Origin of the sequence: Nocardioides sp. NPDC058538 (genome assembly GCF_042719275.1) — a bacterium.
In the GTDB taxonomy this organism is placed as follows: Bacteria; Actinomycetota; Actinomycetes; order Propionibacteriales; family Nocardioidaceae; genus Nocardioides.
Window position 1 is genome coordinate 265585 of record NZ_JBHXNY010000001.1, and the last position, 12702, is coordinate 278286.

A 12702-nucleotide genomic window follows, 5' to 3' on the forward strand; every position below is an offset into this window, starting at 1 on the left:
TTCCGCGCTGGCGGTTAACCCGCGGGCCGAGCGCCCGCCCCCCCTCGGCGGTGGCGTGTCGAGACCAACACGGTCACATCCGCGCTCGGGTGACCGTGTTGGTCTCGACACGCTCGCTAGCGCTCGCGGCTCGACCAGCCTGTGCTCAGGTCGTGTAGTCGGCGTTGATGCGGATGTAGCCGTCGGTGAGGTCGCAGCCGTAGACCGTGAACTCACCCGAGGCGATGCCGAGGTCGACCTCGATCGAGACTTCATCGCCAGACAGATAAGTCGACAAATCTGCCAATAGATTTGCAGAGACCTGGGCGGGGTAGGTCTCGGTGCCGCCGAAGGCGATGCGTACGTGCTCGGGGGAGATGTCGGTCTCCTCGCGGAGCTTGCCGATGGCCATCGCGACGCGGCCCCAGTTGGGGTCGGCGCCGTGGACGGCGGTCTTGACCAGGGGCGAGTTGACGATGGCCTTGCCGACCCGCTTGGCCTGGGCATCGTCGCGGGCGCCGCTGACCGAGACCGTGATCAGCTTGGAGGCGCCTTCCCCGTCGGAGGCGATCTTCTTCACCAGCGCGAGCGCGGCGTCGTAGAGCGCCGCCTCGAACTCGTCCAGGTCGACCGGGCCAGCAGCACCGGAGGCGAAGATCGCGGCGGTGTCGGAGGTCGAGGTGTCGGTGTCGATCGAGACGGCGTTGTAGGTGCGGTCGACGACCCGGCGGAAGGCCGCGTCGAGCTCGGCGGCGGGCACCGCGGCGTCGGTGAAGAAGTAGGTCAGCATCGTGGCCATGTCGGGCTCGAGCATCCCGACGCCCTTCGCGATCCCGGTGATCGTGGCCTCGCCGACGATGCGGGTCTCGATCTTGGCGATCGTGTCGGTCGTCATGATCGCCGCAGCCGCGGCGTCGAAGTCGGCGTCGCCGGCGGTCCCGGCGAGCTTCTCGAGCGCGGGCGTGAGGACGTCCATCGGGTACTGCACGCCGATCACGCCCGTCGAGGCGACCAGCAGCTCCTCGGGGCGGACGCCGACCACCTCGGCCGCCAGGCGGCGTACCTCCAGGGCGTTGGCCTCGCCCGTCGGCCCGGTGGCGACGTTGGCGTTCTTCGAGATGGTCACCATCCCGCGGAATGCGGAGAGGTCGGAGGCTCGGGAGAGCAGCACCGAGGCGCCGGCGAAGCGGGATCGGGTGAAGACCGCGGCGCTGGTGACCGGGCCCGAGGGGGCGGCGACGACCGCGAAGTCGTCAGCGCCCTCCTTGAGTCCGAGGTTGGCGGTGACTCCGACGAATCCGGCTGGTTGAGGCATGCGGACAGCCTAGAACCAGTCAGAGCGGGCGGCGCCCTATGTCCGCAACCACGCGAACGCGGCGGCTTCCAGGATCATCCAGGACCGAAGTACGCGGCCCACGAACGTGATCGCGACGAAGAGCATCAGGTTGGCCTTGAGCGTGCCGTAGACCACCGCCAGGATCGCCAGCGGCGGAAGCCCACTGAGCGCGGCCACGGCGAGCAGCCCGCCGGCGTAGGCGGGCCGGCCCTGCGTACGCCGCTCCCACTTCTCCATCCGCTGCTGCCACTTCTCGCAGGACATCTTCTTGCGGACGAAGGGGAGCGAGGTGGTGCCGTGGCCGGCGTAATACCAGACGACCTTGGAGCTCGTCTGGCCGATTCCCGCCACCAGAGCGAGCACCAGGGCGGAGAAGGTCAGGTTCGAGGCGGCCACCGCGAGGTAGGTCTCGAAGTTGATGACGGGGAAGAGTCCTCCGGCGAAGGAGGCTGCGAAGGTCCCGAGAACGAGGTCCATCAGGCGACCTCTGGACCGCTCACGAATTGAAACAATTCAACGTCAGTGTGTTGGGGGATCACTCGCGAAACCTTAGATGTAATCCGTGTCACGATGCGACATCGGCGTCACATCCACATTACGGACCGCTCGCCGAAATGAGGCCTTTCTCACTTAAACATGGGGGTCACAAGGGTCTCAGGACCGGCTATCGGAACATCGCCTGCAGTTGGATCGATCAATTGTCCAGGCCCGTGATCGATGACCCACTCTGGTGCACGGTACCCCGGTTGGAGGCCTCTTCAACTGGGGTAACGTGCCTGCAATCGGCGAAACTTTTGAAGGGTGTCGGAATGGTTGACGTGGACAAGGTCCTCGATGAGGCGGGGCTGACGAATCCTCATGTTCGGGAGTATGTCTCCTACTGGGCAGGGGTGACCGGAGCCGAGCAGATCGAGGTTGTCAGCGCAGCCGACGACGAGCGGCTCCTCCAGGAGTCCCTCGCAGCGGGTGAGCTTCTCCCGGTCACGGGCGGTCGCTACTACAGCCGTTCCTACAGCAAGGACACCGCGCGCTCCGAGGAGCGCACTGTGGTCGCCACCTCCAACCCGGAGGACAAGGGCGTCTACAACAACTGGAAGCCCGCCGAGGAGACCGTCAAGACGCTCACCGAGCGGATGACCGGCGCCTCGGCAGGCAAGACGATGTACGTCATCCCCTACCTGATGGCTCCTGCGGGCAGCCCGCTCGAGGCCTACGCCGCGGGCGTCGAGCTCACCGACAGCCGCCCGGTCGTGCAGCAGATGATCCGGATGGCCCGCGTCGGCATCGACTACATCAACGACCTCGAGGACCCGAGCTCCTTCGTCCGTGCGGTGCACGTGACCGGCGACCTGCCCAACCTCGGGCAGGGGACCGACAAGGACCAGCGGCTCTTCGCGACGGTCGCCGACCAGCGTACGATCCTCCACTTCGGCTCGTCCTACGGCGGCAACGCGCTGCTGGGCAAGATCGCCCACGGCCTGCGCCAGGCCTGCTACGACGGTCGCGCCTCCGGCAAGTTCCTGGCCGAGCAGTTCCTGCTGCTGGGCATCAAGGACAAGGAAACCGGCGAGGAGTTCCACGTCGTCGGTGGCTTCCCTTCGGCCTCCGGCAAGACCAACCTCTCGATGACCTTCACCCCGGACGCGCTTGGCGACCGCTACCAGGTCAGCTTCTACGGTGACGACATCGCCTGGATCTGGGTCGGCGAGGACGGCAAGCTCTACGCCTTCAACCCGGAGAACGGTGTCTTCGGTGTCGCCAAGGACACCAACGAGGGCTCCAACCCCGGCGCCATCACCGGTATCGAAGAGGGCTCCGGCGCGATCTTCACCAACGTCGCCTACAACGAGAAGACCCAGGAAGTCTGGTGGGAGGGCAAGACCAAGCACCACCCCGACGACCTCGACGGCTGGATCGACTGGAAGGGCGAGAAGATCGCCAACCGGATCGCCGACGAGCTGGGCGACCCGTGGGCCCACCCCAACTCCCGCTTCACGATCCCGATCTCGCGTGTGCCCAACGCTGCGGCCGACTACGACGCCCCGGCCGGCGTGCCGGTCGACGCGATCATCTTCGGCGGGCGCACCCGTGACCGCGAGCCGCTGATCCGCGCGATCGGCGACGTCGCCGAGGGTGTGTACGACGGCCTGACGCTGGGCGCCGAGGCGACCTTCGCCGCCGAGGGTGTCGAGGGTCAGCTGCGTTACGACCCGATGTCGATGCGGCCGTTCCTTGCTTACGAGGAGGGCGACTACGCCCGCCACTGGCTGAACATCATCAACGCGGCCACCGAGAAGCCGATCTTCGCCCACGTCAACTGGTTCCAGCGTGACCCGGAGGACGGTCACTTCCTGTGGCCGGGATTCCGTGAGAACGTGCGGGCGCTGCTGTGGCTGCAGGCCTTCCAGAAGGGCGAGGTCAAGGGCCAGGAGACCGCCGTCGGTGTGATCCCGACCCAGGAGGAGCTCGACCTGCGCGGCCTCGACCTGCCGCAGGAGGACCTCGACCGCATCCTCAACATCGATGTCGAGCGTTGGAAGCAGGAGATGGGCTTCCGCGAGGAGCACCTCAAGCAGTTCAAGCTGCCGGAGGAGATCTGGGAGGCGCACAGGCGCGTCGCAGCCGCCATCGACGAGGCCGCTCAGGCCTGATCGAGACCACAGCCGGGGGCGGCGTACGGAACTTCTTTCCGTACGCCGCCCCCGTTGTCTCCGTCTGCGTTCGTTTCCTACGGGAAGATGAACTTTGTTCGCATCTGGGACAGATGCCCGGCCAGACATTTACGCAGCCGATGTCCTCCACCTAAGGTTCCTGCCCGTGACGATCCCCTTGAGCCAGCCGCTTCGTGCGGCCTCGATCACCGAGGCGTACTCGCGGTTCTGGAAGAAGTACGCGACATTCTCGGGTCGCGCCAGCCGCACCGAGCTGCTCTGGCCGATGCTCGTGAACCTTCTGATGCTCATCGTCCTCGTACTGGCGCGAGACGAGGTGGTGAGCCTCGTGATCGGTCTCTACGGGCTGGTGGCGTTCGTACCTACCATCGCGCTCGGTGCGCGGCGGCTGCACGACATCAACCGTTCGGGGTGGTGGCAGCTGATCCTGGTCGTACCTGTGATCGGTGACATCGTCCTCGCGGTTCTCTGGCTGACCTTCCCGAGCCCTGAGGGTGTCAAGTACGACTTGGCCGCATGAGGCGTAAAATTCCCCTAGTTGTTCTCGGGGTTGTCCCCGAATGGCAGGCTATTGGCATGAAGTCCCTCGCAGGAGCCGCAGCGAAGCGACTCGCCTACGAGACCGTTGGGTGGCTGCTCGTGGTCGCCGGTATCGCCGCGATGGTGTTGCCGGGGCCTGGGCTGTTGATGCTCTTCGGGGGGCTGGCCGTGCTCTCCCGCCAGTACGCCTGGGCTCGTCGCTATGTCGAGCCGGTCCGCCTCCGCGCCATGCGCGGTGTCGCCGAGGGCGTCGAGACCTGGCCGCGCATCGTGGCCTCGACGCTGGGGGCGCTCTCCATCGGTGCGGTCGGCGTCATCTTCCTGATCAGCCCGCCCGCGCCACACTGGTGGCCCCTCGAAGCAACCTTCTGGCTGCTCGGTGGCGCGTGGACCGGCGTCACGCTGTTGGGGTCGTGCATCATCGCCCTTGCCATCCTGGGCTACTCCTACCACCGCTTCCACGGCCACCCCGAAGCTCGCCACCAGCTCGACGAGGACATCGAGCAAACGGGTGAGATGAACAAGGTGGCGTAGGCCGGGTCACGGGCGGTCCCGATATCGGTCGGCGACGGTCTGGGCGCGCTGATGCAAGGCCGCGCGCAGCTCCTGCGGACCGAGCGATTCGACGTTGGTGCCGAGCTGCCACATCGCCCACTCCGCGTGCCATAGATCCTGGAAAGTGACTTCGAGACGAAGCCAGCCATCGGGGTCGGGCTCCTCAGCGCGCACGGCCTCCGCCATGTCCAGCAGCTGGTCGCGGCGTGCCGGGTCCACCCGAACCTGGACGGCGATGTGGCCCTCGGAGAGGAACTGCGCACAGCGGTCCGCCCACATGCGTTCGAGGTCGACGTCATCCGCTCGCTGCGCCCGTTCAGGAAGCTCGTACGCCTCGAGGACCCGTGACATCCGGAAGGTGCGGTCGATGCCGGACTCGGTGGCCAGCAGGTAGCCCTTCTCGCGCACCGTGACCAGGCCGATCGGGTCGACGATGCACCGGCGGGGCGCCTGGCCGCGTGAAGCGTAGTGGAGGCGCAGCTTGTGCCCGGCGAGGACCGCCTGGCGTATCTCGGCCATCGCCTCCTTGGAAACCTCGTCGACGTCCAGGCGACGGGAGAGCAAATCGGTCTCGGGATCGAAGAGGAACCGCTGCGCCGCATCGCTGGCAGCCGTCTGATGACTTTCGGGGAGTGCGTCGACCACCTTCCTCATGGCAGAGGCGAGCGCCGAGCCGAGTCCGAAGATCCGCTCGCCCCGGCCTGATCCGGCGGTGAGGAGGGCGAGGGCTTCGTCGTGGTTCAGTCCGGTGAGCTCGGTCCGGAATCCGGGCAGCAGCGAGAATCCGCCGTAGCGACCGCGCTCGGCATAGACCGGGACCCCCGCTGCGGACAGCGCCTCGATGTCGCGCAGCACCGTACGCGTCGAGACCTCGAGCTCGCGGGCCAGAACATCCGCGGTCAGCCGCCCCCGCTGTCGCAGGAGGAGAACCAGGGAGACCAGCCGGTCGGCACGCACGTCAGCACTTTATCGAGATACCTGACACTAGATGGCGTGATTCGTTGCCAGGCTGGAACTGACGGGGGAGGTCCCCGCGGGAATGGAGCTGATGTGGCAATCGAACGAACGGCCGTCAACCCCGTGACGTGGTCATTGGAGATGGGCTTCAACCAAGGGGAGGTCGTCACCGGAGACACCCGGACTCTCTACTGCTCCGGCCAGACGGCGATGGGCGCTGATGGCACGCCCCGGTACGAGGGAGACATGGCCGCCCAGCTCGGGCTGAGTCTCGACAACCTGGAAGCCGTGCTCTCTGCGGCCGGCATGTCCCTAGGCAACCTGGTCCGACTCAACGTCTACACCACCGACGTCGACCTGCTCTTCCAGCACCACGGCCTCCTCGCGTCGCGCTTGGGAGCTGCCCAGGTGGCGCCGGCGACCACCATGCTCGGCGTGACCCGCCTGGCCATCCCAGGGCAGCTCGTCGAGCTCGAGGGGACCGCCGTCGTCTGAGCAGCTGGCAGCCCTCTGGACAACGCAGAGCGCCGGCTTTATCCACGATCCTGCGGGCCGTGGATAAAGCCGGCGATTCAGCTGCGAGTGCTCGTCCGACTAGGGCTTGCGGCCGTTCTTGTCGGCGCCGGAGTCATCACCCTGTGGCGCGTTCGGGGTCCAGCCGCGGCTCGCGTTGGGATCCAGGACGTCGCTCGCCGTCTCGGTCCAGTCGTCGGTGTAATCGGCCTGCCAGTCCTGGTCCTGGCCGTTCCTCTTGTCGTCCTTCTTGCCGCCCCGGCGGCCGGCACCGCCGGCACCGCCGGCTCCGCCGCGTCCGCCACGGCTGCCCGCTCCCGTCGGACCGCCGCGGGCACCGCGCCCGCCAGCGCCGCGGGCACCCGCTCCTGCGCCGGCCCCACGTGCGCCGGCCCCAGCTCCGCGTGCACCTGCGCCCGCTCCGCCCGCGCGGGCACCGGCAGCGCCGGCCCTGGCGGTTGCAGACCTCGACGTCGCACTGGCCGTCGCTGCCTTTGCAGAAGCTCCGGACGCGAACTTGTTGGCAAGGGCCTTGGCCACACCAGCACCGAGCAGAGCGCCGCCGCCGGCGATCGCGAGCGCCGCCATGCCACCCGTCCCACCGGCAAGCGGAGCCAGCCCATCAGCCGTCTCGACCATCGCGTACGACGTCGATGGCGCCGGTGTGCCGTCCGCATTTACCCACTGCGTGCCGTTCCACTCAGGCTTGTTCTCAGCCTCGTGCGCCGCGATGTTCGCCTTCTCCTGAGCGATCAGCTCGTGCCCCCAGCCGTCGGGGTAGAGGGTGCCGGAGCTGTACTTCGCCATACGGGCTCGAGATGCTGCGATGTCGCTGTATGACCCAGGGGACGAGGCCGTTGCTGGGGTCTTGCTGCTCTCGGTGTTCGGCTCGTCGGTGATCTCACGGACCGGTGGTTCGGCGGTGTAGTTGCCGCTGTCTACCTGTTTGATCTGCTCGGCGGCGGCTCGCTCGGCGTCGGCGATCGCTTGTTCTCGTGCGGCGTGGGCAGCGCGGTCTGCTTGGAGCGCCTTCTGGTTCTGGCCGGCCTGAGCACTGTCGACGCCAGGGCCGGACTGAGCGTACTGAGGAGACGAGGGGTCCGGGGCCGGACCGTGGTTGGCGGGGAGGGAAGCTTCTAGTTGCTCATGGGCATCCCGTGCGCGCTGGGTCGTATTCTGGGCCGTTGTCAGAGCCGCGATGGCGGCGTCAAGCTGCCTGACCTTTGTGTTCAACCTTTCCGATGCGGCGCGGAACGCTCGCGTGGCAGCCTCGGTGGTGAACGACGTCTCCTCGAATGCTTCCGGAAGTCTGCCGCTAGCTAGTTCCAGGTCTCGAGCCGCGTCCGCCAACGACTCGCGTGCTTGAGTCCAGTCTCGGAGCTTGGCCTTGACCGCTTCGGGATTCGCCGTTGCGACGTATTGCTTCAAGATGACCATCATCGGGCCCTTGGCGACGCCACCACCCGTAGCGATTGCATTCATCGGTTAGTCCTCCTGATCCTGACCGAACTCGGAACGCGACGCGATCTCTTGCAGCGCATCGGGAGACAACGGGAAGAACGGCAATTGGAAGCCCGGCATGTCGGGGCGGTTGTCCTTCACCAGGTTCTCGAAGAACGGCTTTTCGACAAGTTTGACGGCATCGGTCATCTGACGGTCGAAAGCATCCTTGGCTTCCTCGTCAGCGTCTTTGACGGCGCGTACCGCGTTGTCCAAACCATCAACGAACTTGATCAGAGCGTCCGACGTCTCCGAAAGCGCGGAGTTGATCCGCTCTGTGGCTAGATTGACGAGTCCGGCGAGAGAATCCGCAGTCTGACTGCCCCCAAGGTGTCCAGCAGCAGGCTTGTCGACATGTACTTTGTCCACGTCGACCTTCGCGTCGATGAGCACCTGCTTGATCTTGTTGACCAGAGTCTCGTCGACTCCGGTTGATTGACCTGCCACGTCGGCCTCCCCGAGGGTGTGTGCATGCGGTGCCCAAAGTGTAAACACGATGCCCCGGATCGTCACTGCCAATGACTCTCGCCTCGAGCCACTATCCTCTGCGGCATGACTGGATCTCGGACGGGCTTCTCCCGATCCCTCACCGCAATCGCTGTGTCGGCCATGACTACTTTGGTGCTTTGCTCTTGTGGTGGAGGGGAGGAGCCCTCCGGACCTGACGCATCATCCTCGCCGAGCAGCCCGGAGGCATCGGAGTCCTCGACTGCGGCGGGTGGCGGCGGTGGGAAGGCAGAGATCAACGGCGCCACGCTCACAGCTCCTGCGGGATGGGAGGTCGAGTTCGAGGACTCGAGCTACGTACTCAGTGCGCCAGATGACGACCATCCGACTGGTGTTGGAGTCTTCAACGCCGATGTCACCCTCGCTTCCGATGTGGACGAACTCGCAGACGCGGCGCTATCACGCGTTGAGACGGCCTACCCGGATGGGAAGCGTCTCCCTGACGTGAAGTATGGCGGCAGCACTTTCTTCCACCTCCGCGGGACGAATGCCACTGAGAGGTTCGACCATTACGGCACGGTCGTAGGTGACTCGGAGGTCGTGGTTGCATGGTCGTTCAACCCTGAGTGGGTCACGCGCGACGAAGCTGACGAGTTCATCAACCAGGTGATGCCGTCGTTCAAGTTCGAGGGCTGATCGACTTCAGCCCCGTGGCGGCGGGCTTCAAGGCGGGGACGACCGAACGACCTCAGTAGGTAGCCCCGAGTCCAAGGATCTGATGTCGGCGGTCACCGATAGGTTGCGGTCTGTGGTCGTACATCTGCACCGCGCACCGCGGACCGATCTGCTCGCTGACTCGCTCGGTGAGCTGTTGTCGGTGCCGTTGGGGGATCCGTTCGCGACGGAGGTCGTGGTGGTGCCGGCGCGGGGGGTGGAGCGGTGGTTGTCGCAGCGGCTCTCGCACCGGTTGGGGGCTGCGGACGGGCGTGGGGACGGGATATGTGCGGGGGTCGACTTCCGGTCTCCCTGGTCGCTGTTCGCTGAGGTCGCGGGCACGGGGGATGAGGATCCCTGGGCGCCGGAGTCGCTGACCTGGCCGGTCCTGGCGGCGATCGACGCATCGCTGGACGAGTCCTGGGCCAGGCCGCTCGCGCAGCATCTGGGTCACGGGGACGCGACGGAGGAAGGCGTACGCCGGCGCGGGCGGCGGCTGGCAATGGCCCGTCGGCTGGCGCGGTTGTTCGCTGCGTACGCGGACCAGCGGCCGGCGGTGGTCGCCGACTGGAGTGCGGGGCTGGACACGGACGGGCTCGGGGCCGAGATCGCCGAGGATCTGGCGTGGCAGCCGCCGTTGTGGCGGGCCGTTGCCGGGATGGTCGGTGGGCCGACGCCGGTGGAGCGGCAGGCGGCGACGGTCGCCCGGCTGAAGGAGGCGCCGGGGGAGTTCGAGCTGCCGGAGCGGGTCTCCTTGTTCGGGCACACCCGGCTCTCGGCGACCGACATCGAGCTCGTCGCGGCGCTGGGGGAGCACCGAGAGGTGCACCTGTGGCTGCCGCATCCCTCCGAGGCGCTCTGGGAGGCGCTCGCCGGGCTGGACGGGACGGTCGCGCGTACGGCGGACCGGTCGCACGACGCGGTCGGGCATCCGTTGTTGGCGACGCTGGGGCGGGATACGCGGGAGCTGGAGCGAGGGCTTGCGGGGCTCGCCTCTGAGAGCGACTGTGTTGGTTTCGACACGCCTTCGCCTAGCGGCTCCGGCGGCTCAACCAGCGGAGGGCTGCTCTCGTGGTTGCAGGAGGACATTCGGTGCAACACGGTCGGGGAGAGTGCCGGACGGGTGATCGAGCCGGGGGACCGCTCGATCCAGGTGCATGCCTGCCACGGCGAGGCGCGGCAGGTTGAGGTGCTGCGCGAGGTGCTGCTGGGGCTGCTCGAGGACGACCCGACGCTGGAGCCGCGGGACGTCCTGGTGATGTGCCCCGACATCGAGACCTTCGCGCCGCTGATCGAGGCCGGGTTCGGGCTGGGGGAGATGACCGGCGAGACCGGCCACCCCGGTCACCGGCTGCGGGTGAAGCTGGCGGACCGGTCGTTGACGCGTACGAACCCGCTGCTGGACGTGGCCACCCGGCTGCTCGACCTGGCCGGCGGGCGGGCGGGGGTGAGCGACGTACTCGATCTTGCTCATCTCGATCCGGTGCGACGCCGGTTCGGGCTCAACGACGACGCCCTGGAGCAGCTCGAGGACTGGGCCAAGGACGCCGGGATCAGGTGGGGCTTCGACGCGGAGCACCGCGAGCCCTTCGGGCTGGAGTCGTACGTCGCCAACACCTGGCGCTTCGGGATGGACCGGATCCTCACCGGGGTCGCGATGTCCGAGGACTCGGCGACCTGGTTGGACACGACGCTGCCGTTGGACGACGTGGGGAGTGGCAGCGTCGAGCTGGCCGGGAAGTTCGCCGAGCTCGTCGATCGGCTGGAGCAGGTGACCGACGAGCTGGCCGGGGTGCATCCGCTGAGGCACTGGCTGAAGGTGATTGAGGAGGGTGTCGCCGCGCTGACGTCGGTCTCGACCAACGACGAGTGGCAGTCGGGCCAGGTGACACGGGAGCTGTCCCGGGTGAGGGACGCCGCGGCGGGGCAGGAGGTCGACGAGCTGCGACTGCCCGACATACGGGCGCTGTTGGGGGCGCGACTGGCCGGCCGGGCGACGCGTGCCAACTTTCGCACCGGCACGCTGACCGTCTCCACGCTGGTGCCGATGCGGTCGGTGCCCCATCGTGTGGTCTGCCTGCTCGGCATGGACGACGGGGTGTTCCCGAGGGTCGGGATCACCGACGGCGACGACCTGCTGGCCCGCGACCCGCAGACCGGGGAGCGCGACCTGCGCAGCGAGGACCGGCAGCTGTTCCTCGACGCGCTGCTGGCCGCGACCGAGACGCTGGTGGTGACCTACACAGGCGCCAACGAGTACTCCGGCCAGCCGCGGCCACCCGCGGTGCCGCTGGGGGAGCTGCTGGACACATTGGACGCGACCGCCGTCTCCGCGGATGGCAGGCCGGTCAAGGAGGTCGTGACGACCAGGCATCCGCTGCAGCCGTTCGACCCGCGCAACCTGACGCCCGGGGCGCTGGTGGCCGGACACTCCTTCTCCTTCGACAAGGCCGCCGAGGCCGGCGCTCTCGCCGCTGTCTCCGACCGCGTCGAGCCGCCGGAGTTCCTGCCCGGACCGCTGGCACCGGCCGCCGCCGGAGACCTGACCCTCGAGGAGCTGCTGGCCTTCTACCGCGCGCCGGTGCGCGCGTTCTTCCGCGACCGGCTGGACCTCGCGCTGCCGCGTGACGATGATCCGCTCTCCGACGGTCTGCCGGTCGAGCTCGACGGCCTGGGGCAGTGGTCGGTGGGCGATCGATTGCTCCACGACCTGCTGGCCGGGATGTCGGAGGAACAGGCGACTCAGCAGGAGTGGCGCCGCGGCGTACTGCCTCCGAAGTGGCTCGGCTGGCGCATCCTCACCGACGTGATCACCAAGGCGAAGCCGATCGCGGCCGAGGCGCTGCGGGTGCGGCAGGCGGGCATCTTGACCGGGCAGGCGCGGGCCGTCGACGTCGAGGTCGATCTCGGTGACGGTCGTCGCCTGACCGGCACCGTGCCACAGGTCTACGGCGACCGGCTCGCTCCGGTGACGTACTCCCGCCTGGGCGCCAGGCAGCGGATCGAGTCGTGGGTGCAGCTGGTCGCGCTGGCCGCCTCCGACGAGGACCGGGCCTGGAGTGCGTGGACGCTGGGTCGGCCGGGCAACTCCAGGTCGCGTACGCCGTTCGGGCTCTCCCAGCTCGGGCCGCTCGACCACACCGCGGTCGATGTGCTGCGTGACCTGGTGCGGCTACGCGACCGGGGGCTCTCCGCGCCGCTGCCGCTGCCGCTGAAGACCTCGCTCACCTACGCACGCCAGCGGCGGACCCAGGCCGGCATCGACGACGCCCTCTACAAGGCCGGCTGGGAGTGGAACGACGGGCGGTTCGAGGGCGAGGAGTCCGATGTGGAGCAGGTGCGGGCCTGGGGCAAGGGATCCGGGATCCCCGGTCTGGGTGACCCGCCGGAGGCCGGCGAGGAGTTCGACGGGGAGACGACCCGCTTCGGCGCGCTCGCGATGCGGGTCTGGTCGCCGTTGCTCACCGCCGAGCAGGGGAGCTGGTGACG

At 67.8% G+C, this 12702-nt stretch carries 11 protein-coding genes; 6 read left to right on the forward strand and 5 right to left on the reverse strand.

All coding sequences use genetic code 11. The features are described from left to right. Nucleotides 1-145: 145 nt before the first annotated feature. On the reverse strand, nt 146-1294 hold the full coding sequence (gene argJ / locus ACFWQC_RS01295) for a bifunctional glutamate N-acetyltransferase/amino-acid acetyltransferase ArgJ (RefSeq protein ID WP_378671927.1): 1149 nt from the start codon (nt 1292-1294) through the stop codon (nt 146-148). Nucleotides 1295-1330: 36 nt separating this feature from the next. Beyond that, nucleotides 1331-1792, reverse strand: a complete 462-nt coding sequence (locus tag ACFWQC_RS01300) for a hypothetical protein (protein WP_378671930.1) — start codon at nt 1790-1792, stop codon at nt 1331-1333. Between the two features lie 332 nt (nt 1793-2124). On the opposite strand from ACFWQC_RS01300, the gene ACFWQC_RS01305 reads away from it, so the two are divergent. From ACFWQC_RS01305 to ACFWQC_RS01315, 3 genes are all read left to right on the forward strand, one after another. Further along, nucleotides 2125-3966 (forward strand): phosphoenolpyruvate carboxykinase (GTP), encoded by a 1842-nt coding sequence (locus ACFWQC_RS01305; RefSeq protein WP_378671933.1) that lies wholly within the window; start codon nt 2125-2127, stop codon nt 3964-3966. 166 nt (nt 3967-4132) lie between these two features. Continuing rightward, a complete protein-coding gene (locus ACFWQC_RS01310) occupies nt 4133-4507 on the forward strand; it encodes a DUF805 domain-containing protein (RefSeq protein ID WP_378671936.1) in 375 nt (124 codons plus the stop codon). Between the two features lie 56 nt (nt 4508-4563). Next, nucleotides 4564-5061: a PGPGW domain-containing protein gene (locus ACFWQC_RS01315; protein ID WP_378671938.1), complete on the forward strand. Its 498-nt coding sequence runs from the start codon at nt 4564-4566 to the stop codon at nt 5059-5061. A gap of 6 nt (nt 5062-5067) precedes the next feature. Here ACFWQC_RS01315 and ACFWQC_RS01320 read toward each other — a convergent pair whose 3' ends face one another. Next, a complete protein-coding gene (locus ACFWQC_RS01320) occupies nt 5068-6039 on the reverse strand; it encodes a helix-turn-helix transcriptional regulator (RefSeq protein ID WP_378671941.1) in 972 nt (323 codons plus the stop codon). A gap of 99 nt (nt 6040-6138) precedes the next feature. Here ACFWQC_RS01320 and ACFWQC_RS01325 point away from each other — a divergent pair, with 99 nt between their 5' ends. Next, nucleotides 6139-6534 (forward strand): RidA family protein, encoded by a 396-nt coding sequence (locus tag ACFWQC_RS01325; protein WP_378672286.1) that lies wholly within the window; start codon nt 6139-6141, stop codon nt 6532-6534. A 99-nt stretch (nt 6535-6633) separates the two neighbouring features. Here ACFWQC_RS01325 and ACFWQC_RS01330 read toward each other — a convergent pair whose 3' ends face one another. Both ACFWQC_RS01330 and ACFWQC_RS01335 read right to left on the reverse strand, forming a co-directional pair. Next, a complete protein-coding gene (locus ACFWQC_RS01330; RefSeq protein WP_378671943.1) occupies nt 6634-7359 on the reverse strand; it encodes a hypothetical protein in 726 nt (241 codons plus the stop codon). A gap of 678 nt (nt 7360-8037) precedes the next feature. After that, entirely contained in the window at nt 8038-8571 is a 534-nt protein-coding gene (locus tag ACFWQC_RS01335) for a hypothetical protein (protein ID WP_378671946.1), read from the reverse strand. Nucleotides 8572-8604: 33 nt separating this feature from the next. On the opposite strand from ACFWQC_RS01335, the gene ACFWQC_RS01340 reads away from it, so the two are divergent. Together ACFWQC_RS01340 and recC are read left to right on the forward strand one after the other, a co-directional pair. Then, the gene (locus ACFWQC_RS01340; protein WP_378671948.1) at nt 8605-9195 is read left to right on the forward strand and encodes a hypothetical protein; all 591 of its coding nucleotides are present in this window, start codon (nt 8605-8607) and stop codon (nt 9193-9195) included. Nucleotides 9196-9307: 112 nt separating this feature from the next. Further along, the gene (gene recC, locus ACFWQC_RS01345) at nt 9308-12700 is read left to right on the forward strand and encodes an exodeoxyribonuclease V subunit gamma (RefSeq protein WP_378671951.1); all 3393 of its coding nucleotides are present in this window, start codon (nt 9308-9310) and stop codon (nt 12698-12700) included. Nucleotides 12701-12702: the final 2 nt, after the last annotated feature.